This window comes from Paraglaciecola arctica BSs20135 (genome assembly GCF_000314995.1).
Lineage (GTDB): Bacteria > Pseudomonadota > Gammaproteobacteria > Enterobacterales > Alteromonadaceae > Paraglaciecola > Paraglaciecola arctica.
In genome coordinates this window covers 143,264-168,268 of the sequence record NZ_BAEO01000027.1, presented here as the reverse complement: position 1 = coordinate 168,268, position 25,005 = coordinate 143,264, and the positions used below count along the sequence as shown (strand labels likewise).

26 protein-coding genes are annotated in these 25,005 nt (G+C 39.0%); 24 read left to right on the top strand and 2 right to left on the bottom strand.

All coding sequences use genetic code 11. The annotated features are described in order from the left end of the window. Positions 1 to 8 precede the first annotated feature (8 nt). The 4 genes from GARC_RS09965 (at position 9) to GARC_RS09950 (ending at position 2,777) form a co-directional block, all read left to right on the top strand. The gene (locus GARC_RS09965) at positions 9 to 1,124 is read left to right on the top strand and encodes a GGDEF domain-containing protein (RefSeq protein WP_007619442.1); all 1,116 of its coding nucleotides are present in this window, start codon (positions 9 to 11) and stop codon (positions 1,122 to 1,124) included. Positions 1,125 to 1,193: 69 nt separating this feature from the next. Next, complete coding sequence (locus GARC_RS09960) at positions 1,194 to 1,634, top strand: hypothetical protein (RefSeq protein ID WP_007619434.1); 441 nt, start codon at positions 1,194 to 1,196, stop codon at positions 1,632 to 1,634. Beyond that, positions 1,624 to 2,268 (top strand): hypothetical protein, encoded by a 645-nt coding sequence (locus GARC_RS09955; protein ID WP_007619432.1) that lies wholly within the window; start codon positions 1,624 to 1,626, stop codon positions 2,266 to 2,268. The genes GARC_RS09960 and GARC_RS09955 overlap by 11 nt, the downstream gene beginning before the upstream one ends. Continuing rightward, entirely contained in the window at positions 2,265 to 2,777 is a 513-nt protein-coding gene (locus GARC_RS09950; protein WP_007619430.1) for a GNAT family N-acetyltransferase, read from the top strand. The genes GARC_RS09955 and GARC_RS09950 overlap by 4 nt, the downstream gene beginning before the upstream one ends. A 79-nt stretch (positions 2,778 to 2,856) precedes the next feature. On the opposite strand, the gene GARC_RS09945 is transcribed toward GARC_RS09950, so the two are convergent. Together GARC_RS09945 and GARC_RS09940 are read right to left on the bottom strand one after the other, a co-directional pair. After that, positions 2,857 to 3,456 carry a peptidylprolyl isomerase gene (locus GARC_RS09945; RefSeq protein WP_007619428.1) on the bottom strand — a complete coding sequence of 200 codons (600 nt, stop codon included), beginning with the start codon at positions 3,454 to 3,456 and terminating at the stop codon, positions 2,857 to 2,859. Between the two features lie 17 nt (positions 3,457 to 3,473). After that, positions 3,474 to 4,631, bottom strand: a complete 1,158-nt coding sequence (locus GARC_RS09940; RefSeq protein ID WP_007619426.1) for a methyltransferase — start codon at positions 4,629 to 4,631, stop codon at positions 3,474 to 3,476. 22 nt (positions 4,632 to 4,653) lie between these two features. On the opposite strand from GARC_RS09940, the gene GARC_RS09935 reads away from it, so the two are divergent. The 20 genes from GARC_RS09935 to GARC_RS09840 all read left to right on the top strand — a co-directional run bounded on the left by GARC_RS09935 (position 4,654) and on the right by GARC_RS09840 (position 25,005). After that, positions 4,654 to 5,274, top strand: coding sequence for an alpha-ketoglutarate-dependent dioxygenase AlkB family protein (locus GARC_RS09935; protein WP_007619424.1), 621 nt, complete (start codon positions 4,654 to 4,656; stop codon positions 5,272 to 5,274). Between the two features lie 126 nt (positions 5,275 to 5,400). Then, a complete protein-coding gene (gene bolA, locus GARC_RS09930) occupies positions 5,401 to 5,715 on the top strand; it encodes a transcriptional regulator BolA (RefSeq protein ID WP_007619422.1) in 315 nt (104 codons plus the stop codon). Positions 5,716 to 5,778: 63 nt separating this feature from the next. Then, positions 5,779 to 6,336: a TRAP transporter small permease subunit gene (locus tag GARC_RS09925; RefSeq protein WP_039989288.1), complete on the top strand. Its 558-nt coding sequence runs from the start codon at positions 5,779 to 5,781 to the stop codon at positions 6,334 to 6,336. After that, positions 6,336 to 7,697: a TRAP transporter large permease gene (locus GARC_RS09920; protein ID WP_007619416.1), complete on the top strand. Its 1,362-nt coding sequence runs from the start codon at positions 6,336 to 6,338 to the stop codon at positions 7,695 to 7,697. Before GARC_RS09925 ends, GARC_RS09920 begins: the two co-directional genes overlap by 1 nt. Before the next feature lie 11 nt (positions 7,698 to 7,708). Next, entirely contained in the window at positions 7,709 to 8,809 is a 1,101-nt protein-coding gene (locus tag GARC_RS09915) for a TRAP transporter substrate-binding protein (protein ID WP_007619414.1), read from the top strand. Between the two features lie 103 nt (positions 8,810 to 8,912). Next, on the top strand, positions 8,913 to 10,091 hold the full coding sequence (fabV, locus tag GARC_RS09910; protein ID WP_007619412.1) for an enoyl-ACP reductase FabV: 1,179 nt from the start codon (positions 8,913 to 8,915) through the stop codon (positions 10,089 to 10,091). A gap of 430 nt (positions 10,092 to 10,521) precedes the next feature. Beyond that, a complete protein-coding gene (locus tag GARC_RS09905) occupies positions 10,522 to 11,862 on the top strand; it encodes a Na(+)-translocating NADH-quinone reductase subunit A (RefSeq protein ID WP_007619409.1) in 1,341 nt (446 codons plus the stop codon). Between the two features lie 2 nt (positions 11,863 to 11,864). After that, complete coding sequence (locus GARC_RS09900) at positions 11,865 to 13,082, top strand: NADH:ubiquinone reductase (Na(+)-transporting) subunit B (RefSeq protein ID WP_007619407.1); 1,218 nt, start codon at positions 11,865 to 11,867, stop codon at positions 13,080 to 13,082. Beyond that, entirely contained in the window at positions 13,072 to 13,830 is a 759-nt protein-coding gene (locus GARC_RS09895; RefSeq protein ID WP_007619405.1) for a Na(+)-translocating NADH-quinone reductase subunit C, read from the top strand. The genes GARC_RS09900 and GARC_RS09895 overlap by 11 nt, the downstream gene beginning before the upstream one ends. Before the next feature lie 12 nt (positions 13,831 to 13,842). After that, the gene (locus GARC_RS09890; protein WP_007619402.1) at positions 13,843 to 14,475 is read left to right on the top strand and encodes an NADH:ubiquinone reductase (Na(+)-transporting) subunit D; all 633 of its coding nucleotides are present in this window, start codon (positions 13,843 to 13,845) and stop codon (positions 14,473 to 14,475) included. A 3-nt stretch (positions 14,476 to 14,478) separates the two neighbouring features. Beyond that, a complete protein-coding gene (gene nqrE, locus GARC_RS09885; RefSeq protein WP_007619401.1) occupies positions 14,479 to 15,087 on the top strand; it encodes an NADH:ubiquinone reductase (Na(+)-transporting) subunit E in 609 nt (202 codons plus the stop codon). Between the two features lie 21 nt (positions 15,088 to 15,108). Next, positions 15,109 to 16,341, top strand: coding sequence for an NADH:ubiquinone reductase (Na(+)-transporting) subunit F (gene nqrF / locus GARC_RS09880; protein WP_007619399.1), 1,233 nt, complete (start codon positions 15,109 to 15,111; stop codon positions 16,339 to 16,341). Positions 16,342 to 16,415: 74 nt separating this feature from the next. Beyond that, positions 16,416 to 17,432, top strand: a complete 1,017-nt coding sequence (locus GARC_RS09875; RefSeq protein ID WP_007619397.1) for an FAD:protein FMN transferase — start codon at positions 16,416 to 16,418, stop codon at positions 17,430 to 17,432. A gap of 40 nt (positions 17,433 to 17,472) precedes the next feature. Next, positions 17,473 to 17,706 carry a (Na+)-NQR maturation NqrM gene (gene nqrM, locus GARC_RS09870; protein WP_007619395.1) on the top strand — a complete coding sequence of 78 codons (234 nt, stop codon included), beginning with the start codon at positions 17,473 to 17,475 and terminating at the stop codon, positions 17,704 to 17,706. Positions 17,707 to 18,039: 333 nt separating this feature from the next. After that, a complete protein-coding gene (locus GARC_RS09865; RefSeq protein WP_153810905.1) occupies positions 18,040 to 18,357 on the top strand; it encodes a hypothetical protein in 318 nt (105 codons plus the stop codon). Between the two features lie 277 nt (positions 18,358 to 18,634). Beyond that, positions 18,635 to 19,189, top strand: a complete 555-nt coding sequence (locus GARC_RS09860) for a site-specific integrase (RefSeq protein WP_039989283.1) — start codon at positions 18,635 to 18,637, stop codon at positions 19,187 to 19,189. Positions 19,190 to 19,218: 29 nt separating this feature from the next. Further along, on the top strand, positions 19,219 to 21,393 hold the full coding sequence (locus GARC_RS09855) for a hypothetical protein (RefSeq protein ID WP_007619391.1): 2,175 nt from the start codon (positions 19,219 to 19,221) through the stop codon (positions 21,391 to 21,393). 5 nt (positions 21,394 to 21,398) lie between these two features. Continuing rightward, complete coding sequence (locus GARC_RS09850) at positions 21,399 to 24,086, top strand: hypothetical protein (protein WP_007619388.1); 2,688 nt, start codon at positions 21,399 to 21,401, stop codon at positions 24,084 to 24,086. Beyond that, positions 24,083 to 24,583, top strand: coding sequence for a hypothetical protein (locus GARC_RS09845; protein WP_007619386.1), 501 nt, complete (start codon positions 24,083 to 24,085; stop codon positions 24,581 to 24,583). Before GARC_RS09850 ends, GARC_RS09845 begins: the two co-directional genes overlap by 4 nt. Next, positions 24,583 to 25,005 carry a VPA1267 family protein gene (locus GARC_RS09840; RefSeq protein ID WP_007619384.1) on the top strand — a complete coding sequence of 141 codons (423 nt, stop codon included), beginning with the start codon at positions 24,583 to 24,585 and terminating at the stop codon, positions 25,003 to 25,005. The genes GARC_RS09845 and GARC_RS09840 overlap by 1 nt, the downstream gene beginning before the upstream one ends.

The window sequence follows — 25,005 nt, the reverse complement described above, 5'->3', positions numbered from 1 at the left end:
TTGAATTTATGATCCAAATAATACCAAAACCAACTGCTGATTTAGTAGAAAGCTATCAACGCCATTGCGTCAAAAACAATCTCACTTTGGTGGGTTATTTTTCTGTTTTGGCGATTATTGTTTTTGGTTTACATCTTATTCATCATTTACGCCTCGGTATGGAAATATTCTCTGCTTCCATGATCCTTTATACCCTGTTGTATTCCTTTAATATTATTTATGCAGTAATAAATTTATTAATTTTGCCAAAAATGCGCGATGTCGCAGCCTTGCAGTGGCTTACAGTAGTAGTAGAAATGGCCTATCCATTTTTTATGGCCCTAGTTTTTACTCTTTTAGGTGTAATAGGAGTAACACAAGAAGGTGGGCCGGTGCCTTTTGTCATCGGCATGTTTGTTATTTCTGTGATGTTACAAGGCCATTACTTAGCGCTACTGGTATTACTTGCCAGTTGTTGGACGTTATTCAGTCTCGGGGTGTTTTACAACGTACCGTTGCAGCAAGCCACCTCCCCTATTATGATTTGTTTTACTGTTGTATTAGCGAGTGCTGTTATAGCGAGACTAACTGAAAAGTCTAGAGTCGAACTATTTTTAACGATCGAAGAATTACGGAAAAAAAATCAATTGTTGATTGAGATGTCAAATATTGACCCACTCACTGGCATATATAACCGCAAACATTTTCTGCAATTTTTAGACAGTGAAATAACCCGAGCTAGGCGTTACAACCGTCCTATGGGATTGTTACTAATTAATGTAGATGATTTAAAGCAGATAAATGAAACTTTAGGTCATGATGTGGGCGACCAGGTATTAGTTGAAGTAGCCAATCTAATTAAATCACATCAAAGGGAAAACGATGTGATCAGTCGATATAATAGTGGCGAGTTCAATGTATTGTTATTGGAGACTGACGCAGCCCAATCGATTGAAGTTGCTAAGCGTATACGTACAATTATTGAGTCACATGATTTTTCTTATGTAGGCAAAAGTGTCACTGTTAGTATTGGGCATACCCAATATCGGCAACAACAAGCAAATAAATTTATCGAAAGTGCAGAGAAAATATTATTAGAATCAAAAGGTTTAGGTAAAAACCGTGTCACCAGTGACTCGGTATAACAATTCATTTATAAAAATTACCTATTACCTGATTTTCAACTTAACACCTTAAAGGTCAATGAACACACTATGCCTGATGTACAAATATCTATATTACAAACTGAATGGGTCACCCTACAAACCCAATATGATAGTTATGAAAAGTGTTCTTTAGGCATCAAACTTTTTAGTATTTTAGTCTGCTGTATATTGGTTTTTGCTTTACATGCAGCTATATGGTCATTATTGATAGTTGCTATTTTGTGGCTTCAAGACGGAATTTGGAAAACCTTTCAAAACAGGATCGGACAACGCCTTGAAGTTGTCGAACAAGCAATACAGAACCACTCAGATTCGACCCAAGCTCAAACTTCACAACTGGGCATGCAATTTAACCTTGTATGGAACCAAGCTAGGCCCAGCGCCATTAGTTTGCTTTGCGAATATATCAAACAATCACTAAAACCTACTGTTGCTTACCCCTATGTGATTTTAATTGCTTTAGTCATTGTGCAGTTGTATGTCAGTTAGACAAAAACACTACCTAGTGGGATATGGCAGTTTACTCAGCCATGATAGTCGTTCACGTTATTCAAATATATTCTGCCCGAATTTGCCCATTATTGCCCATGGATGGCGGCGGGAATGGTTAGCAAGAGGTTTAGAAGACCTACAAACCTGTTTGGGCGTGAGTCATGATGTATCTTCCCATTTGAATGGCGTGCTGTTACCAATAGAACAAATATCACCTGAGCTGCGCAACCGCGAACAGGACTATCAATTTATTGAGGTTGACTATTCCAGAATAGAGGCAGCCCAAGAGTCTCCATTGGTACAGGTTGAGCTGGACAAAATTCGCGCTAACCCAAATAACCACAAAATATGGATATGTGCCAACCAACATAAAATACCAGCCAACATTCACTACCCCATCTATCAAACCTACTTAGACACCTGCCTTGTAGGTTGTTTTGATATGGGAATCGAAAATTTTGCGGCAAACTTTATCCTAAACACCCATTTCTGGCAGCATGGCTGGATAAACGACCGCAGCAACTCTCGCTACGTTAGGGCGGCGCAGGTCAACCAACAGCAACACCAACAAATTGATCAACTCTTAGCGTCACTACAAGTTTTGCAATATCGAAAAGAAACCATTCTATGAAAACCCTTACATCTGAAAAATTAAAACTAAGAAAGCTAACAATAAGAGATACGAAATTTATTGTTGAACTGTTGAACGACCCCGATTTTTTAAAATATATAGGCGATCGTGGTGTAAAAAATGAGCAGGATGCCATTACTTATATACAACAGGGACCACAAAGCATGTATCAACAATATGGGTTTGGTTTATTACTCGTTGAATCTATCTCATTAAAAAGACCTATAGGATTATGCGGGGTATTGAAGCGAGCAGAATTGGACCACCCAGATCTAGGGTTCGCATTTTTGCCGCAATATCGAGAGAGGGGACTAGCTTTAGAAGCAGCCAAACTAGTTTTAGTGGATGCTTATGAGCGAAAAGTCGTTCAAAAAGTGCTCGGGATAACTTCAGTCGATAATTTGAAGTCTATAAATTTACTAGAAAAATTAGGCTTTAATTATAAGGGATTGATACGCCTAAAAGATGATATAGAAGAAGTAAAACTGTTTGAGCTTACCCAAACATAAAATGAACAATTGGGAAGATTACACTGCAAACAGTGTCGCTTCCCATTAATATTAAAAAGTTTTACATTAAATCGTTAGATTAAACAGGAGGCAGTACTATCACCTTTAGCAAAATCACTTGCTCTACCGGTACGTCTGACCAGCCATACTTAGGATCAAAATCAGTTTTGACCTCAGCCATTTTATCTAACACTTCATAACCTTCTACCACTGAGCCAAAAGCTGTGTAACCCCAGTTTCTGCCGGGATTGAGGCTGTCGTTATTACTCATATTGAAGAAAAACTGACGAGTGGCAGAGTGTGGGTCGTCTTGTCTTGCCATAGTGATATTGTACATCTGATTTTTTAAGCCATTGCCAGACTCGTTAAAAATTTTCCCAAACGACGGTTTTTCTACAAAATTGGTATCATAACCGCCACCTTGCACCACAAATTCAGGCACTATGCGATGGAAAATGGTGTCTTCGTAACTGCGCTTATCCACATAACGTAAGAAATTATTAACCGTGATCGGCGCTCTAGAACGATCTAATTCAACAATGATATCCCCCATACTAGTGACCATTTTCACACGAGGATAATAATTGTCGGGTTGAATTTGTGAACCATCATCTTTAGCTTTCGCAAAAGTCAGAGTTGAAGCGATAACAAGATAGGCGACAAAAAGTGTTTTTAACATTGAAATATTCCTAAAGACTAACGTTTGCTAGCAGACAAAATACTGAATTTTTGATTAGTTGCAACTGTTGTAACATTGCCAAACAATCTTTTAAGTTTATTCGGGTAATCTAAGTGCCTATTGCCTACCACAAATAACTGACCGCCCTTTTTAAGCAAAGCCTGAGCATCTTTAAACATCTGCCAAGCGATATGATCAGTAATAGTATTTTGTTGGTGAAAAGGCGGATTACATATCACTAAATCAACTTCGGTAGAGCTAGAATTTTTGCTGAAGTCGTCCAAACAATTGCTCACAATAAATTCTGCTTTCTCCTCTTGTTCTGGCAAGTTAGCCAAAACGTTTTGTTTAGCAGACGCGACAGCCATATAAGATTCATCAACAAAAACCACCTTGGTTTGTTGTTTTTGATTGAGGATATGCAGACCCAGCACACCATTTCCGCAACCTAAATCTATAACAGTTTTATTTTCTAGGTTCGGCAATTTGGATAAATGTTCAAGCATAAATCTGGCACCAATATCCAATTGCTGACGAGCAAAAACATTAGCCAAATTGTTAATTTCAAACCTTGGGCTTTCAGTATACCAAATACTCGGATAAGGGCTTGAGTGGACTTTATTACCTGCAGGCTGGCAAAATATTAAACGTGCTTTTTTCTTGGCCAATGAAGTAGTAGTGGTACCTAAATATTTTTCGAATAACGCCAAAGTAGATTTGTGAATAAGCGTAGCCTTACCTGCGGCGATCACTGTAGTAGTGGGTGAAACTCGGGCTTGTAAGTCAATCAACTGTTGCTCAAGTAAAGCCGTGGTTTTAGGCACTTTAAGTAAAACAAGTTCGGCTTTAACATCTATTACTGTCACAGAATCGTGAAATGTCACTAATTCTTCTGAAATATTGTTTTCCTGCAGATTTATTAAACAAGATTGTTTAGCCACATAAGAATCGGTCACCCATATAGGCTTTAAAGCCGCAAACCAGCAAGCTAAGGCACCAAAATCATCGTTGTAAATACTGATCGATACATTTGTTAGCTTGGGAAAATTTTGTTCAACATAGTCAATCAGATATTCATCCGCTGCATCCCATGCCTGCCAACTTGGATGTTGCAAATTTTGCGGGTATCTAACTAACTGCAAATTTCTGTCTAGAAGCGTTAAACTAGTGTTCATTTTTGTCCAAATTTGATGGGTTATGCAGCAGTCACTGTTTGAATTACAATATGATAACACGCCTATACAGCTGGATATGCCTGATGCAGACCTAAAATATTATCCCCATTTTATTCCACCACTAGAGACAAGTGCAATAATGCGCTCTCTCCAAGAGTCCTTAGAATGGCGACAAGAGCAAATTACCATATACGGGAAAACCTTTGACGTTCCAAGATTACAAGCATGGTATGGCGACGAGCAAGCGGGCTATCAATATTCAAATTTGACCATGCATCCGCTACCTTGGAACCCTATTTTACTAGCGCTTAAACAAAGATGTGAAAACGCCAGCAACAGTCATTTTAACTCAGTCTTAGCTAACTTTTATCGTCACGGTCAGGACGGCATGGGGCGCCACGCAGACAATGAGCCAGAACTAGGTCAGCAACCTGTAATTGCCTCAGTAAGCTTTGGTGCAGTACGCAATTTGGATTTTTATCACAATAAAAATAAAACTAAGGTTAGGGTACCGCTAGCAGACGGTAGCTTATTGCTGATGCGCGGAGCAACCCAAAAGTGTTGGCAACATGGTATTGCTAAAAGCAAAAAAACACTGGCCCCTAGGATCAATCTGACATTTAGATATATCCATAACAAATAATATATCGTGAACGCCCAATGAGTTATGATCTACCTATGGAACTTGTAAATTTTTATATTTCTCATTTGTTTTAGCGGCTAAAATTAGCCTGATAAAACGAACTGAAATATTGGTCTTGGACAACAAATGAATATTCAAAATAACATTGAAAAAAAGCTACTGAGTCACTTTAACCCAGAACATTTGCAGGTGATCAATGAAAGCTTTAAGCACAACGTGCCTGAAGGTTCCGAAAGTCATTTTAAGGTGGTGATTGTCACGCCTGCCTTCAGTGGTGAGCGTTTAATAAAAAGACATAGAGCAGTGAATTCAGTGTTAAAAGATGAACTGGCAAACGACATCCATGCGCTGGCATTACATACCTATACTCAGGAGGAGTGGAAAGATCTATTTGGTGAATTTCCACAGTCTCCTAATTGTTTGGGTGGCTCGAAGCAATAAGTCTGATAGTCTTTCCAGCTTGCAACTTTACTTAATCAGCTTTGATAACAATAAGAAACAACTATGCTGTTAAACCACGCTCTCTTTTCGCCCAAGGCTGCTTTATGGCAGAAAAAAATCGATTCTTTTCATCACATTTTATGTCAATTGATCAGTTGGTTTACCCTTTTTATGGTGTTGTTGACGTTTTTAATTGTGGTGCTCAGATACGGATTTAACATGGGCTGGATTGCCATGCAAGAATCTGTGATGTACCTTCATGGCGTGGTTTTTTTAGTGGGTGCTGCTCATACTTTACGGGTCAATGAGCATGTGCGAGTTGACATATTTTACCGAGGTTTCACGCCACAAAAACAAGCCAAGGTAGATATTTTTGGTAGTTTAGTATTATTAATGCCAGTGAATCTGTTTATTTTTTTCATCAGTTTTGATTACGTCATGTCAGCTTGGAGAATTTTGGAAGACTCTCAAGCAGCCGGAGGGATCCCCGGGGTATTTTTGTTGAAAAGTTTAATCCTAGTCTTTGCATTTACTATGGTCTTGCAGGGTATAGCTGAAGTCATACGAAACATTCTAAAAATTTCACAACAAAAATACACCAACAAAGCGGTGGCCAAATAATGGAATACCTCTCGCTGTTGATGTTTTTAGCTGTCTGTCTGGTATTATTGTTAGGCTACCCAGTTGCTTATTCGCTAGCGGGTACAGCATTAATTTTTGCTGGTATTGGTGCCTTTTTTGGTGTGTTCGACACTTCTTATTTACAAGCTGTGCCGAGTCGCTTATTTGGAATAATTTCTAACCAAACACTGATTGCAGTGCCCTTATTTGTATTTATGGGGGTGATGTTAGAAAAATCTCGAGTAGCAGAAAACCTGCTGATTGCCATGGGCCAAGTGTTTGGTCGTTTAAAATCGGGGTTAGCTGTTTCTGTGGTGTTGGTGGGCATGTTACTAGCAGCGAGCACAGGAATAGTCGGCGCAACTGTGGTCACTATGGGTCTTCTTTCATTACCGACTATGCTAAAACAAGGCTACTCCCCTTCTTTTGCCAGCGGAGCAATATGTGCCACAGGTACCTTAGGCCAAATAATTCCTCCTTCTATCGCCTTAGTTTTGTTGGGCGACGTGTTATCTAGCTCCTTCCAACAAGCACAATTAAGTATGGGTGTATTTTCACCCGAATCAGTCTCTGTTGGCGATTTATTTGTGGGTGCATTAATACCAGGAATGTTATTGGTGGCCATGTATTTACTCTATGTGTTCATTTTTGCCAGTCGACAAATCGATTCGTCCATCAATAAAAACCTCCATGATGACCCCATTTCTAACATAGGGCTTTTTGCCGCGCTATTTCCACCACTTATACTAATTTTGACTGTGCTTGGCTCGATTTTAGGTGGTTTCGCCACACCCACTGAAGCGGCTGGTGTGGGTGCCGCAGGATCTTTGATATTAGCATTAATCAACAAACAACTAGATTTACAGAAATTAAAAGACGTCATGATGTCCACCACCAAAGTTACATCTATGGTGTTTCTAATTCTAATTGGCGCGTCAATTTTCTCACTAGTGTTTCGTGGTTTTGGTGGTGAAGAACTCATAGAAGAATTATTTGCTAACTTACCCGGCGGTGTATTTGCTGCAGTGTTATTAGTGATGGTAGTGATATTTTTACTTGGCTTTATCTTGGATTTTATCGAAATCACCTTTGTGGTGGTACCTTTAGTTGCTCCAGTATTATTAGCTATGGGAGTTGACCCAATTTGGTTAGGGATCATGATTGCCGTTAACCTACAGACTTCGTTTTTAACGCCGCCCTTTGGCTTTGCCTTATTCTATTTGCGTGGCGTGGCGCCACCAGAAGTGAAGACATCGGACATTTACAGAGGGGTTGCCCCCTTTATTGGCATACAATTATTGTTGTTAGCATGTTTAGCCATTTGGCCAAATCTGGTAACTTGGTTACCTTCATTGCTTTAGAGAGTCTATATATGAAATTGTTGCAGTTATGTGTTTTGGTTACAGTTGGCATGTTCCTTTTGTCTTGTGGCGAGCAATCTTCTACCGTACCCAGCGTCCAAGTCGAACAGCAAACTTATGAATGGAAACTGGTAACATCTTGGCCGAAAAACTTTCCTGGATTAGGTAAAGCACCAGAAACCTTTGCGAAACATGTCGAACGTATGTCTAACGGGCGCCTTAAAATCAAAGTATTTGGTGCAGGTCAAATGGTGCCGGGTTTTGAAGTGTTTGATACAGTTTCAAGTGGAGCAGCTGAAATGGGCCATTCCGGCTCTTATTATTGGAAAGGAAAAGCACCCGCATCACAGATTTTTACCGCTATTCCTTTTGGCATGAACGCTACCGAAATGAATGCATGGCTGCACTATGGTGGTGGCATGGAATTATGGCGTGAGATATATGCACCTTTTAATTTGATCCCCTTTGCCGGTGGAAATTCTGGGGTGCAAATGGCGGGTTGGTTTAAAAAAGAAGTCAATAGTGTTGAAGATCTCAAAGGTCTAAAAATGCGCATACCCGGATTAGGTGGCGAAGTACTTAAAAAACTAGGAGGCATTCCTGTTGCTTTAACTGGCGGTGAGTTATTTACATCACTACAGTCTGGCGCGATTGACGCCACCGAGTGGGTTGGACCATATAACGATTTAGCTTTTGGTTTATACAAAGCGGCCAAATATTATTATTACTCTGGTTGGCATGAACCAAGCGCGACCTTGGAGTTTATGGTCAACAAACAAGCATTCGAAGCATTGCCAGATGACTTACAAGCTATCATTGAAGTGGCCACTCGCGCAGTCAATCAAGATATGTGGGATGAGTATACAGCCGCAAACAATGCAGCCATGCAGGCTTTAGTCGAAACTCATGGTGTAGATATGCGCCCACTGCCAGCAGATGTGATGCTGGCATTAAAAAAGGCTTCAATTGAGGTAATGCAAGAACAGTCAGACGCAGACCCTATGTTCAAGAAAGTGTATAAGTCTTATTCTGATTTTCAAACTAATGTCATGAAATACCATCAAATATCAGAGTTTGAGTATTACAAAAATCGTGCTATTGATATCCAATAAATGGAAAATACCAATAACTCTTTGTAACTTTGTTAGCTGTTCAGATGTGTTTAAGCGCTGAGTAGCATTACAATGCGTTGAAATTTTTAAATAGGACGTAACTATGATTGTTAAGCCGAAAATTCGAGGCTTTATCTGTACTAATGCTCACCCAGTTGGATGTGCGGCTAGTGTTCAACAACAAATTGATTATGTTAAAGCTCAGGGAGCACTGAGCAATGCGCCTAAAAACGTATTGGTAATTGGCAGTTCTACTGGTTATGGACTGGCTTCTAGGATCACTGCTGCATTTGCAGGTGGTGCTAATACCTTAGGTGTGTGTTTTGAAAAACCACCTACAGAACGTAAAACCGGTACCGCTGGTTGGTACAATACCGCGGGGTTTCATGCTAAAGCTTCTGCAGTGGGATTGTATGCAAAAACATTAAATGGTGATGCGTTTTCAAAAGAACTCAAACAGCAAGTAATCGATACTTTAAAAGCCGATATGGGCAAAGTAGACTTAATCATCTATAGCCTAGCGTCGCCAAGAAGAACCGATCCTGAAACAGGTGAAGTCTATAAGTCGACCTTAAAACCTGTGGGTCAAGCTTATAAAACCAAAACCTACGATACCGATAAAAACCTAATTCATGAGATTGCACTAGAGCCGGCCAATGATGATGAAATTCAACAAACCATCAAAGTCATGGGCGGTGAAGACTGGGAATTGTGGTTAGAAGCGCTGGATCAAGCAGACTTATTAGCAGACAACTGCAAAACCACTGCTTATACCTATGTAGGTAAAGAATTAACTTGGCCAATCTATGGTCAAGCGACTATTGGTAAAGCCAAAGAAGATTTAGACCGTGCTGCTGCTGCCATTGTGAAAACCAAGGCAAGTAAAAATGTGCAGGCTTATGTTTCTTCTTTAAAAGCCTTAGTGACACAAGCAAGTTCGGCTATTCCGGTGATGCCTTTATATATATCACTTATTTATAAAGTGATGAAAGAAGAAGGCACACACCAAGGTTGTATCGAACAAATATATGATTTATTTACTGATAAATTAACCCAAGCACAACCAGAAACGGATGAGCTAGGGCGTTTATATATGAATAGTAAAGAAACCAATGATAAAACTCAGGCGAAAATTAAAGCCTTATGGGATCAAGTGACTCAAGAGAATTTTCATGAATTAAGTGACTATGCGGGTTATCACCATGAATTTTTGAAATTATTTGGTTTTGACGTATCTGGAGTTGATTACGATGCTGAAGTTGATACTTTGGTCGATTGGTAATATTAACTACTTGTAAACGATAGGTTAAAAAAACATTAAATTTAAACCGCCAAATCTGGCGGTTTTTTATTTCTGTAAACTTAGTCTACCTTTGAAAGAGCCAAATCAACTCAAAATGAATAAAAACCACAAAATAAATGTGTTTAAACAGCAATTTGCGTGGAAGAAATACACTGGTTAATGCTAAAATTCCGAGGCTAAGCGTAGGTGTCTTTTATAAACTTGTTTAAGTTTTGCCAAGAGCATAAATTTTTAAAGAAATTTAGACACTTCTATCTAGCTACACAAGTTATTTGTAGCTTATTAATTAGTCATTGATTGACGATACTCACCACCATTAGGTTTTTGTTTGCTGATATACAGTGCATGGACGACTGTACTAAAAGAGCCTAATGGTGCTGTGTATTAATTTAGAGTAGTGCTATTGCGTATGATAAAAATCACGAAAGGGTTAGATCTTCCTATTCAGGGAGCGCCACAACAAACAATTCAAGATGGAAACTCTGTCACTAGAGTGGCTATTTTGGGTGAAGAATATATTGGCATGCGTCCAACTATGCATGTCCAAGAAGGGGACAAAGTGAAGAAGGGTCAGATTCTTTTTGAAGATAAAAAGAATCCTGGCGTCAAATTCACCGCCCCGGCTGCCGGAAATGTAGTTGCAATCAACCGTGGTGCAAAACGTGTTTTGCAATCGGTTGTTATTCAACTTGAAGGTGATGACAGTGAAGTGTTTGCTAAATATAGCAGCACCGAACTAGCATCATTGGATGCGGCTAAAGTACAAGAGAACTTAGTCAATTCTGGCATGTGGACTGCCTTTAGGACTCGTCCTTATAGCAAGTCTCCAGCACTTGATTCAAAGCCTCATTCAATTTTTGTTAGTGTAATGGACACCAATCCACTGGCTGGCGATCCACAGATAATCATTGCTGAGCGCAGCGAAGATTTTATTAACGGGTTGCAGGTTATTGGTCGCTTAACAGATGGCAAAGTTTTTGTTAACAAAGCGCCTGGCGCTGAGATTGCTACAGGCAATGCCAGCGTTGAAGTGAATGAGTTTTCTGGTGTTCACCCTGCAGGACTAGTTGGTACTCACATTCATCACTTAGATGCGGTAGGCCAAAGCAAAAAAGTTTGGCATCTGGGTTATCAGGACGTATTAGCGATTGGTAGCTTATTCACCACAGGTGAATTAGATAATCGTAAAGTCGTCGCCTTAGGTGGCCCCGAAGCAAAGGATCCTCGTTTAGTGCGCACCTTATTGGGTGCCGATGTAACCGAACTAACCGCCAATGAAGCCAATGCAGGCGATGTCCGCATATTATCTGGTTCAGTATTACAAGGTAATCACGCCCACGGCGTGCACGGTTATTTAGGTCGATTCCACAACCAAATAACTATTTTGCGCGAAGGCCGTGAAAAAGAACTATTTGGTTGGTTAAAACCTGGCGTAAATCAACATTCAATAACTCGCGCTTACCTTGGGCATTTAAGCCCTAAGAAACTTTTTGGTATGACAACTACCACTAACGGTTCTGATCGCTCTATGGTGCCCATCGGTAACTATGAACGTATTATGCCGTTAGATATTCTGCCTACTTTATTGCTAAGAGATATGATCTCTGGCGATACAGATGGGGCGCAAAGTTTAGGTTGCTTGGAGCTAGACGAAGAAGATTTGGCGTTATGTACTTATGTTTGCCCAGGCAAATATAACTATGGGCCGATTCTGCGTGATTGTTTAGAGCAGATTGAGAAAGAGGGTTAATCATGGGCTTAAGAGCATTTTTAGATAAAATCGAACCTGATTTCGAAGCGGGTGGAAAATACGAAAAATGGTATGCGCTATATGAAGCAGCAGCGACCATTTTCTACACACCGGGCACAGTCACAAAATCGACTACCCATGTAAAAGACAGTATTGATTTAAAACGTATCATGATCATGGTGTGGATGGCGACATTCCCAGCCATGTTTTACGGTATGTACAACATTGGGCATCAAGCGCACTTTGCTATTTTAGAAGGTGCTAGTTGGGCCGATACCGCAACCGCATTCTGGCAAGCAGGCTTGTTTGAAATGTTAGGTGGTCAATTAAATGCGGATAGCACTTGGCTTGGCATGATGTTGTATGGCGCTTGTTTCTTTGTACCAATTTACGCAACTGTGTTTGTAGTAGGTGGTTTTTGGGAAGTGTTGTTTGCTTCAGTGCGTAAACATGAAATTAACGAAGGTTTCTTTGTTACTTCAGTTTTATTTGCCCTTACGCTGCCGGCGACAATTCCTTTATGGCAAGCGGCTTTAGGTATCACATTCGGTATTGTAATAGCCAAAGAAATATTTGGTGGAACAGGACGTAACTTCCTCAACCCGGCATTATCTGGACGTGCGTTTCTTTATTTTGCATATCCAGCGCAAATCTCAGGAGATGCAATTTGGGTAGCTGCTGATGGTTATTCTGGTGCCACAAAGTTAGGCGAAGCTGCTTCGGGTAACATCACTGATTGGAGCTTAAATGCTGATTGGTGGGATGCTTTCTTTGGCAATCTTCAAGGTTCAGTGGGTGAAGTGTCGACCTTAGCTATTATGCTTGGTGGTCTGTTTATCATCTACATGCGAATTGCTTCATGGCGAATTGTGTTAGGTGTGCTGCTAGGTGGTGCTGCCTTTAGTACATTATTGAATTTAGTGGGTAGTGATACTAATGCCATGTTTGCCATGCCTTGGTATTGGCATGTGGTAACGGGGGGCTTTGCTTTTGGTATGTTCTTTATGGCTACCGACCCAGTATCGGCATCATTTACTAATCAAGGTAAGTGGGCGTACGGGATATTAATTGGTGCTATGTGTGTGATGGTCCGCGTGATTAACCCCGCTTTCCCAGAAGGTATGATGTTGGCAATCTTATTCGCTAACTTGTGGGCACCCTTGTTTGACTATTTTGTCGCCCAAAGCAATATTAAACGGAGGATCGCCCGTGTCGGCTAAAAAAGAAACTCTAGGTAAAACTATAGGTGTTGTTGTTGCTGTATGTTTGGTTTGCTCCATTATTGTATCTGGTGCAGCCGTTGGCTTGCGTGATTTACAGCAAACCAATGTCGCAATAGATAAACAGTCAAATATTGTAGAAGCGGCGGGCTTATCCGAGTTGGCTGCTGGCGATATCGCCGGAACCTTTGATAAATATATTGAAGAAAAATTTGTCAATCTTGAAACTGGTCAATATGTAGAGAAACCAACAAAAGACTATGACATGTATAAAGCGGCCAAGATGCCTGAATATACGGTCAAAGTAACAGGTAGTAACGTAGGTTTTCAACAACGTGCCAGCATTGCTAGTGTATATATTGTCAAAAATGACGCAGGTGAGGTCACGCGGTTAATCCTGCCAGTTCATGGCAGTGGCTTATGGGATTTGATGTATGGCTTTTTAGCTATTGATTCTGATGGCAACACAGTACGTGAGCTTATTTACTATCAACAGAAAGAAACCCCTGGACTGGGTGGCGAAGTACTCAACCCAAAATGGAAAGCAAAGTGGGATGGTAAAAAGTTATATAACGACGGTGAAGTAGCCATTCAGGTTAAGAAAGGTGATAACGCAAATAACCCATATGCAGTTGATGCACTTTCGGGCGCTACACTCACTAGTAATGGTGTACAAAATACACTTAGTTATTGGGTAGGTGAGAATGGCTACGGGCCATACCTTAAAAATCAGACTTGGAAATCGTAAGGGGTTCGCACAATGGCTGAAACTAAAGAAATGAAAAAGGTATTGCTCGGACCCATTCTGGACAATAACCCTATTGCATTGCAAGTACTGGGCGTTTGCTCGGCACTGGCAATCACTACCAAATTAGAAACTGCCTTGGTTATGGCGTTAGCACTAACCACAGTAACGGCATTTTCTAATTTGTTTATCTCTCTGATCCGTAAACAAATACCTTCAAGTGTACGGATTATTATTCAAATGACGATTATTGCCTCATTGGTAATAGTGGTTGACCAAATATTAAAAGCCTATTCATACGAAATATCCAAACAGCTTTCGGTATTTGTTGGCTTGATTATTACTAACTGTATTGTAATGGGCCGAGCAGAAGCTTATGCCATGAAGAGTCCACCTCTGATGTCGTTCCTCGATGGTATTGGTAATGGCTTAGGTTATTCATTGGTGTTAATCATTATTGGTACCGTCAAAGAGTTATTGGGTTTTGGTACTCTATTAGGCTTTGAAATCTTACCTTTAATTCAAAATGGTGGCTGGTATCAAGGTAATGGTTTATTGATTTTACCTTTCAGTTCGTTCTTTTTGATTGGTGGCCTAATCTGGGCAATTCGTACAATACGTCCAGCACAAGTCGAGCCGAAGGAGTAATTCATGGAACATTACATCAGTATTTTTGTTAAATCAGTTTTCATTGAAAACATGGCTTTGTCTTTATTCCTAGGTATGTGTACCTTTTTGGCAGTATCCAAAAAAGTTAAAACTGCCATGGGTTTAGGTGTAGCAGTAATAGTAGTTTTGGGGATTTCGGTACCGGTTAACCAAGTTATATTTGTGAATATCCTTGCCCCCGGAGCACTAGGTTGGGCAGGTTTCCCAGAAGCAGATTTAAGCTTTCTGAGCTTTTTGACTTTTATTGGCGTTATCGCTGCCTTAGTACAAATATTGGAAATGAGCTTGGATAAGTTTTTCCCAGCGTTATACAACGCATTGGGAATTTTCTTACCACTTATCACAGTGAACTGTGCAATATTTGGTGGCGTGGCATTCGCAATTCAACGTGAATACAACTTCACTGAAAGCATCGTTTACGGTGTAGGCAGTGGTTTAGGTTGGGCGATTGCTATCACCCTACTAGCCGCAGTACGTGAAAAACTTAAATACGCTGATATGCCAGAAGGTATACGAGGTTTAGGTTCGGTATTTATGATCGCTGGACTTATGGCCCTTGGTTTCCAATCATTTACCGGCGTTTCGCTATAAGCGGCCTTCTGAGGAATAGATATGAATTATAATGAAGTTTTTCTTGGTGTAGGCATGTTTATCGCTATCGTTTTAGCGTTAGTGCTTATCATCATGTTTGCAAAATCTAAGCTGGTACCAGAAGGCGAAGTGACTATTACCATTAATGGTGGTGCGCAAGAGTCCATTACAGCCCAGCCTGGCGATAAACTGTTAGGTGCCTTGGCAAATGCTGGTATTTTTGTTTCTTCAGCTTGTGGTGGCGGTGGTTCATGTGGCCAGTGTCGTGTTGATATTACAGAGGGCGGTGGAGAAATTCTGCCAACAGAACTTGATCATATTAGCAAAAGAGACGCCAAACATGGTTGTCGTTTATCTTGTCAGGTGTCTATCAAACAAGACATGAATATTGAGCTAGAAGAAGAAATCTTTGGTGTTAAAAAGTGGGAATGTGAAGTTATTTCTAACGATAACAAAGCTACCTTTATCAAAGAACTCAAACTTCAAATACCTAATGGTGAAAGTGTACCTTTCCGTGCCGGTGGTTATATCCAAATTGAAGCGCCACCTCACCATGTAAAATACTCTGATTTCGATGTGCCTGAAGAATATCGTGGTGATTGGGAACGTTTTGGTTTCTTCAATATCGAATCTAAAGTAGAAGACGAAACAATTCGCGCCTATTCAATGGCTAACTATCCTGAAGAAGAAGGTATTATTATGTTGAACGTGCGAGTTGCTTCGCCGCCACCTAATAATTTGTCTTTACCAGCAGGTAAAATGTCATCTTACATTTGGAGCTTGAAAGAAGGCGATAAAGCCACTATTTCAGGTCCATTTGGTGAGTTCTTCGCTAAAGACACTGATGCTGAAATGGTATTTGTGGGTGGTGGTGCAGGAATGGCCCCAATGCGTTCACATATCTTTGATCAACTTCGTAGATTAAAGACATCTCGTAAAATAACTTTCTGGTACGGTGCTCGTTCTTTGCGTGAAATGTTCTATGTAGAAGATTTCGATATGCTACAAAAAGAAAATGACAACTTTAAGTGGCATGTTGCTTTATCTGATCCACAACCTGAAGATAACTGGAAAGGCGATACTGGGTTTATTCACAACGTATTGTTGGAGAATTACCTGAAAGATCATCCAGCACCTGAAGATTGTGAATTCTACATGTGTGGCCCACCTATGATGAATGCAGCCGTAATCAACATGCTTAAAGAATTAGGTGTTGAAGACGAAAACATTATGTTGGATGACTTCGGCGGTTAATAACCTCAAAGTTTTCATGTAGTAACAGATTTATAAGGGGCTTTATGCCCCTTTTCTTATAGGCCCAAAACACTATGCAAATACTCTTTAAGGTTCAGTTAGCGGCTATTATTACCGTAATATTCTTAAGCTGCTCACCAGCTACAGTGCAAGAAACCCACCTAACTGGCCCAACAATGGGCACTACATACAACGTTAAATTTGTACCAATTAATGGGTTAGATGAAAAAAATATTAAACACCAGATAGACCAATTGTTGATTGAGATTAATCAATTAATGTCTACCTATATTAACGACTCAGAGCTGAGTCAGTTTAATCAATGGAACAGTACTGAACCCTTTACTATGTCACCACAGACAATAGAGGTGTTAAACGAAGCAAAACGCTTAGGTGATATGAGTTCAGGCTTATTAGACGTAACCATCGGCCCACTGATCAATCTATGGGGTTTTGGTCCCCAAAGTCGCCCAGAAAAGATCCCATCAGATGAACTTATTCAGGCTACCCAACAATTAGTTGGATTAGATAAATTAACAATTGGGCCAACTTGGGCTAGTAAAACGATCCCAAATCTCTATGTAGACTTATCAACCATTGCTAAAGGTTACGCTGTAGACCAAGTTGCTGAACTTTTACAGACTCATAAAATCCAAAACTTCTTAGTGGAAATCGGTGGCGAAATGCGGATCTCAGGATTAAAAGCATCAGGCATCCCATGGAAAATAGCCATTGAAAAACCCCAAGCTCAACAACGTGCGGTGCAAGAAATTATCAGCATAGGTGATAATGCTGTAGCTACCTCCGGCGATTATCGTATTTATTACGAACAGGACGGAATTCGTTATTCACACTTAATTAACCCAAACACTGGCTACCCAATTACCCATAATGTAGTGTCTGCCACAGTGATCCATCCTTCTTCAATGACAGCCGATGGGTTGGCCACTGCCCTAATTGTAATGGGTAAAGATAAAGCACTAGCCTTAGCAACAAAATACGATATTGCAGTAATACTCATTACTAAAGAAAAAGACGGTTTTAACGAGTATACTAGTGCCAGATTTGAACAGCTCGTAACTGTTTATTAAAATCGTTTTTGTTAATTTATGATCTTATTGGAGTCAAATTTTGAGTACCTTTATTCTCGCATTTGTATTTTTTTTAGTGGTGGTAGTCGCCATGTCTGTAGGCTACATATTCCAACAGAAGTCTATTGCAGGTAGCTGCGGCGGGCTTGGTGCGCTGGGTATAGCTAAAGCCTGCGATTGCCCTGAACCTTGTGATCGTAAAAAGATGCGGTTGGAAAAAGAGCAAGCTAGGGAAGCCAAATTGAATGAATGGAAAAAAGACCAAATCCTTTAATCCACGGTAATAAATAACATCTAAAACAAACGCCAGCTAGTCTGGCGTTTTTTTATATTGAAATATTCTTAAATTCCGGCAAAATACTGATTTTATATACAGCTATTTGCTAGGTCCGTTTTTGCGTAAAATTATCCACATAGATATGGACTGCTACTTATAGTCAATGACAAGTTCTGGTTAAAAATGAACACTAATAAGAATTATAACTTTAACTTTATCTTCATATAATTCATGTTACCATGGGCGGATATTGAACACATAAAGATAGTGGTTATATGGAAAAGTTTGTGCATACATCAAACAATATGAAATCCATTCAATTAGATAGATTTGTCAGTTTTTATTGATTGTAATAATACTCCTGTTGTTATACCAACTCTTATCTCAATGTCAATGAATAAAACGGGGTGTGTGAAATCACAGAAAACAATAGTTAACAAAAACAAAGTAGTTGAAGTTACTATTGTTGATACTGAAATTAACCCTAGTACAATTAATATTCATGAGGATGCAATCTTGCATTTTCTTCAGTATGTAGAACAACAATCTCAGCTAAACCCTGATTTGCCCAATGTACATATGCATACACATGCTACTTCAGAATTTATAAATACCTATTTAAACGATTATTTAATTTCAGAGACTTAAAAAAGGTTTTAATACTGTTACCCAAAGAATAAGTATTCTGACGTCTTACTATATTTACCTCTCGTATCTTGGGATTGCAGAAACTAAAAATTTATATATTTATCAGAAGCTTAGGGCTGCCGCCCACCAAAACATAGTGCGGAGTAGAGCTTATAAATATATTCAAAAAGACACCCGAAATAAGATGTTACTTACATGTAAAACAATAAGAGACGAATTACTGTTAAGATTTGGCTTTGAATGCGGCCTTAGGGCAATAGAAAACACAAGTTTATTCATGGATGACTTTACGTATGCTAAAAAGCCCCAGAAAGGCTTTAAATCGTTATTTGATGAATTAGAGCAATCAGATAAAGATGTCTTTGAGTATTTGTTGACTATTACTAAAGCAAGAAAAAACGAAGGTTCTCCCGCCCGCACAATATACATACCTCGTGCGTTATTAGAAAAATGCAAAATGTATTATCTAGTCGAACGTCAAAAAGAAACAAATTCAAATTCATTGTTAGTTAGCACTGATGGCAAAGGAACGGCAATCAAGGCTGGGGTTGCAACTCGTGTATTTCGAGATATCAGAACGATGTTATTGGATGGCAGATCACCGAATCTCGTTCTGAATGAAGATAATTCATATCATCATTTGCGTCATAGTTTTGGTACTGAAAAATTTTATGAGCTTTGTCGTGGAATTCCCCACGATTCGATTACCGAAGGTCATTCAGTAGTTACTGAAGTTGCGCGGCTTATGGGTCATAAAATAAACAAAAAAGAATGGGCGCAAGAAGTGACTATACGCTATATACGCAGCATTGATTTAATGCTGGCAAATTAAAATGGCGACGGTTAGTCAAAGAGGATTAGATGGACAAAACAACAATCTCTGAATGTGAAAATGAAGTACGTCAAATCAGGTCTGCATTTAATAAGTCATTAGACAATCATACAGAGGCAAACGTTGTAATAATCCCAGCGCTGCCAAAAAGCATTTCTATCGGTAAACCTGCGCGTGCAATTGAAGTGACTTACATATGCACTAGCGAGGATGAAACAGCACAATTGATATTTGGCGCTGTTTGTTTGTATTTTGCTCATGTTAATGCGCACCCGAATGACTTTGGCAGTCGGAAGTTAAAAGAAATTTCAGATCGTTTTCATAAAATCACCGCGTTCGTTAATCAATATAAAATTTACAGGAGTAAATTCAAAATTATTAAGGATTTTGAAACATATCTTGTGGATTTAGGTCTTTCAGGTAGTGGAGCAGTATTTCTACTGTCTTTTATTAAAGCTGCTCAATCATTGACCTCTTTAAAAGCAGAGCAAATTATAACCTTACAATCCATAGTTCGTGCCACTAAATTAAATCCTTTAGAACGGGAACAATTTCCCCTAACAAGTTGGTTTTCGCAAGTAAACTGGTTAAGAGCAAAAATGGCTCAAGAGGGTAAAGAAAAAGTATACCTACGCTTGGCATCCCCTCGATTATTAATGCAATCCTTCAATCAGACTATTGCCGAATTAATGCTGATTCTGCAAGAAGTGAGTCGGGATCTTGCTGATACATTAGCGCAAAACGGTTTTAATGTAGGTATGGTAATTTCTACTATCACTGATAAAAATGAACAATATAGAAGAAATAAACTTTATAGAGAAATTCTATATTCAGTGACTCGAAATGCACATGTTGTCAGTGAACAATCATTAGAAGTGTTACTGCATGATTTTTGCTGTGAAGACCGTAAATATTACGTTTCTAAAGCGTTGAATAATGGAAAGAATTTAAGTATTAAATCTTATGTTGAGAAAAAAGACGTAAATAATTTCCAAAAGGCGACTATTTTTGATGATGCTTTTATCATGCAACTGGAAAAGTATATTAAAGGTGAGCAAAAATCATTCCCCGTAAGTAAAGCAGAAGAGATTTGTTTCTACTGGCTTAATTGTGCTCAAACTGTGCAAGCGAGCGATGCTAGAAAATTAAGTTACTCAGACTATATTTTTCAAGGCACAGCAACAAAAACAACTCACTTAAGTTGTGACTATTGGAAGTCTAGAGCACAAGGTTTTAAAAGAACAGGGACATTAGATACTACGCAGCCTTTGGGTAAGGCGTTATTGATATTTTTACAAAACAGAAAAGCTACCGATAAATTAGCATCCTTAACATCAAATGATGTAGATAAATCGCCATTTACCGAAGCTGGGGTAATCGGAAGAATGTTGACACTCTTATCAGGCAAGACGTGCAACCAGCGTCTTAAAACAAGATTACGACAACAAGAGGTTGGAGCGGTATTTATAAGCTTAATTAACTGCTTGTTTGAGAATGTTGACTTAAAAATGTCTCAATGGTCAAAACATAGAAAAGCGCAAGGATATGATGATGCAAGTGCTGAAACCTATCAAAAACTAGTAGCTTTATGGGCACCAATTAACTGGTTTACTGGCTCTATGATTAAAACTGCTGCTGTTCATGGTACTAGTAATGACTTCAGGGTTGGTAAACTGGTTAATGACAACTCACACACAGGTAAAACTGAACATGACGTTTATTTTTCTGAGCAGAATGTAGAGCATAAAAATACAGCAGGACGATTGATGCGATTCGTGATGGAAGATATTGAAAATATAGCATTCAAGCCTAACGTGATAGAGCTTAGCCAAAAAATATCAGAGAGACAGATAAGAACTCAACTTATAACTGAGGCCGAGGGAACTGTGCTGCCGTTCAATAATCTAGATGTGCATGAAAATAAAGAACCGATGGATGAGGAAGGTGATGCGATTACAGTGATAGATAGCGTTGAGACAGTTGTTAACTTCTTGCACTACATAGAACAAGCTAAAAAACACTTTAAAGCACTCGCAATTTATAATCCATCTTATCTAGAGAAGTATGTTTTAGTTGAAGCAGAGTGGAGAGAGTATGTGCTAACTAATTTAATATCAAAACAAATGGTCATCGAAGGTAATTCTGCTTATGAGCAGTATAAACCTTTATTGCCCGATTTATTCTTATCGCAAATTAGAGCATAAAAATTATGACAGTCACCTATCTTGCAAAAACAAAGAACTTCGAAGAAACAACACTTTACATCAATCTAAAGACTCAAGTAGCAGGTATGACTCCCGAAAGCGGTGAAGCATTTGATGACGTTTTAGTGCTAAAAGATAAAACCAACCACACTTTCAATTTTGGTTGGTTTGACTTGCCAGCATTCAGTTCAGGGGCGCATTACACTATCACTGTAGATGGACAGAAATTTTCAATAAAAACCTCCACACTAGCATGGATACAGTGGTGTGATGCTGTAATCAATGTTGAAAGTAATAAGAATATGAAAATTGTTTTTCAAAATCTTCTTACGTTATTTGCTTTTTTGAAGCAAGAAAACATTAATACAGTAACAGCGCAATCACTGTCTGCCTTTTTAGAAATCATGTTAACGCATTCGGTCAATGAAAAAGGGTTGTCAAAAAGAATGGGGGTCAATGGTGTAGCCTTATTTAGGAGCTTTGATCCACATAATATAGCAATATGTTGTAAATCATTGGGAATGCAAAGCGAGTTAATACAAGCCATATCTAACAAGAAGTTAATACGATCATTAAACGAATTGCTTTTGTCTCATGCAGATATGTCTTATGCAGATTATTCAGAAGGTGCGTCATTCAATTTTTTAACGCTGGATATTGGTCAGCATTACATCAACCATTTAAATGAATTATTTAACGAACAGTTTTTTAGATCCTATGCAGTAGCTCAAGTGATGAACCAAAAATCATACATTTTGGGTGGATATGTAGATAGTCATCACAATCTTAAACTGATTCGGGCTGCATTCTTGGGAACTCATTCTGAAGAACAAAAAAGAATGATAAGTGCAAATCAGAAGGCTTTTAATGAAATTAACAAAAGAGTGGCATTGACTTATGAAAGCCACTATATGTTCGCAGTAAAGCAATTTGCACTTTTTAGTGACTCGTCACTAGAAACTCTTATTGGGAGACTTGGGCTTGCCAGTAATGAAGAAAATAAATCGTTTGTAAAATCGCTATTGTCTATTGGTTTAGCCCACTCCAGCATCTCAGAGCAACAATTAATAGATGATTTTACTGATTCTTTAAATTACCTAGCTGACTGTTCAAAGCTTAGTATTAACAAATTTGAAGTTGAAAAGAAAAACCTGACCGAAGAGATCGTTAAGCGCACAGTAATCGTTAGGCCTGATACAAATATATCTTCAATTGCTATGTTTGACACAACAATCGGAAGATTTGGTTTTACGAATATCATGGCTTTGTTAGGGTGGCGAGAATCAGAATATACATTTCCGGAAACTGCAATTCATCTCTCGCGTAACCACGACGTGCTAGATCAAGTGCGTTACCCAATTCGATTTCAAGTGAAGTGGAAAGTACCGAAAACGGCAGGTGAAACAAAGATCAATCGAGAGATAACAATAAATTCATACATTTTGTTAAAACAGTTGCAAGCACTTCATTGTTCAAATGATACACAAGCTATGCTGTTTAAGAGTGACATAGGTAGTCAAGATATTGATATAGGGGTGAAGGCAAATGTTGCCAGTATTGCGGGATGGCAACATTTTACTGATAATTATATTTATTTTGTTGAGCTAGATATGCTTGACAAATTGCAAGTAAAAGTAGCTGAAGACATACTGACAATGTCTGAAAGGGCTACTTTATTGGAGTTAATCGAGCGCTATCCACCGTCCAGTAAAACCCAGAATTTACGTGATGTCATGCGTAAGGTGAGAGCCGATCTGCCTAAGTTGATAGCCGCTGGAATTATCAATTCAAACAATGGTCATACAGGTACATTTTTGATAAATGCGTATTGCAACAAGACTATGAGTCATGATGTTCGTGTTGTTTGGGATGAACGATTATCACACGAACAAAAGGAATATTTAGGAGGACTTGCACCAAACGAAAAAATTGATCGCGGCAGTCTAAATGATATCTTCAATACTATAAAATCAGACTGTGCATATCCTACACCGCATGCATTTAGGCATATATGGGCTGAGTGTGTTTATCGACGTTATTCTGGTGATGTTGGTTGGTTAATACGTACAAATTTCAAGCATTTTGGAGGACAATTTTTTCGTAGATATTTGCGAGAAAAACACATGCAAACATCAGAAGAGTTAGCCAAAAGACGAGTTATAAGCTCCATTTTAACTTCACATTTACATGCCATGAAATCCGATAGAAGCCGTGATTTCGGTGGAAAGATGGATGTTTACTTAAGAAGGATATTAAAGCAAACCAAAGTGGTTACTTCTGAGCAATACGGTCATGCTTTACGCGAATTTGCACATCTTGAGATAGAAGATATAAAAGCCAACCCATGGGGCTTTTGCATGTTAAAAAGCAGAAACAAGCATAGAGCTAAATGTGCTGAAGAAGGTATTCCTCAAAGGGATAAGGCTGGAGTTGAGTTTTGTATCGGCTGCACTAATCACCTTGTGGAACAAGAGCATGTTGCTTTCATTATTATAAATATTGCAAATCACGTCACTGCATTAAAACAACCAATGCCGCTTATTTTTAAGGCTGAGAGTCAACGTATTGTTAAAGAAACCATTAAAACACTGAGACAGCTCGATAAAAACAACAAGGCAAAAAGGAATGAGAGATATATCGAAGATATGCAATCAGCGCTTAATATTTCAAATGAAATGGAGGCAATAGCATGAGTTTGTTAGATATTTTAGGGGAAGAAGAAGGCGCTAATCAAAAAGATGACGCCCTACCCAATTGGGTCAACAAAGATAATGCATCGCTGGGTGCATACAACGCAATCAATACTCTAAAACTTGAAAAACTGTCTTACATTAAGAAACACAACAATGCAGCAAGATACAGACTCAAAGGCCCATATCAAATTACACAGAAGGAGGTAATTAACATGATCTCCCAAGGAAGAACAGGGGTGTTTGGAGCTGGTCGTAACTCTTACTCTGAAGCTCTAAATAAGTATTTAGATGATATAAATGAAGAGTTGGAAATAAAGAAAAATGAACGTATCAAGAAAGTCGGATTACGTGCTCTTGACAAGAAGGAAGTCATAAAGAAAGCGCAAAACTTACAGCAAGAATATGACGAATTGAAAGATAAAAAGCTAAGTGATTTTTATGACGATTTATTAAAAAAAATGCCTTTAAGCGATATTAAGAAATTAGGACTTCAGTGATGGCGAACGGACAGCAGTTAGGAAAAATAAACGTTGAAAAGTTCGAGGTATGGAAAAAAAACACTCCGATGGATGAGTTGGCGGCTATTGTGCGCGGCGGGAAGTTGAATAAAGTAGATATAGCTAAACAAGCAGGCTTTTGTAAGTCATCACTATACACAAACCCGCTCATTGTAACCTCTCTGGAGGCTCTTGAGGAGGATTTGCGTGAAAGAGGCGTTCTCCCAAAACTTTTAGATAAGTCGGCTGAGATTGTCGTTACGGAGCCAAAGGCTTATGATTACAATGCGAAGGATATAGTCGCCCTAACCAGACAAAACGCTTATCTTGAAAAAACAGTGGTTCAACTAAAAGCAAAGCTCGATAAACTTGAGCGTTTCAGTGAAACATCAGATGTGCTTTCTGACTTTTTCAAGGACTAG